This window comes from Streptomyces rhizosphaerihabitans (genome assembly GCF_025399795.1).
Lineage (GTDB): Bacteria > Actinomycetota > Actinomycetes > Streptomycetales > Streptomycetaceae > Streptomyces > Streptomyces rhizosphaerihabitans.
Window position 1 is genome coordinate 1 of sequence record NZ_JAODTZ010000182.1, and the last position, 491, is coordinate 491.

A 491-nucleotide genomic window follows, 5' to 3' on the forward strand; every position below is an offset into this window, starting at 1 on the left:
GTCCAGATGTGTGACGCTTTCAATATCCCGATCATCACGTTGCTGGACGTGCCCGGCTTCCTCCCGGGTGTCGACCAGGAGCACGGCGGGATCATCCGGCACGGCGCGAAGCTGCTCTACGCGTACTGCAACGCGACGGTGCCGCGGATCTCTCTCATCCTGCGCAAGGCGTACGGAGGTGCCTACATCGTCATGGACAGCCAGTCCATCGGGGCGGACCTCACCTACGCCTGGCCGACGAACGAGATCGCCGTGATGGGCGCCGAGGGTGCCGCCAACGTCATCTTCCGCCGTCAGATCGCCGACGCCGCCGATCCCGAGGCGATGCGCGTCCGCATGGTCAAGGAGTACAAGGCCGAGCTGATGCACCCGTACTACGCGGCGGAGCGCGGTCTGGTCGACGACGTCATCGACCCCGCCGAGACCCGCGAGGTCCTGATCAAGTCGCTCGCGATGCTGCACACCAAGCACGCGGACCTGCCCTCCCGCAA

Annotated in this window: 1 protein-coding gene; it reads left to right on the forward strand. The window is 66.0% G+C overall.

The annotated features are described in order from the left end of the window. The coding region (locus N4G66_RS45310) for a carboxyl transferase domain-containing protein (protein WP_315903781.1) at positions 1-491 on the forward strand (491 nt) is incomplete at both ends.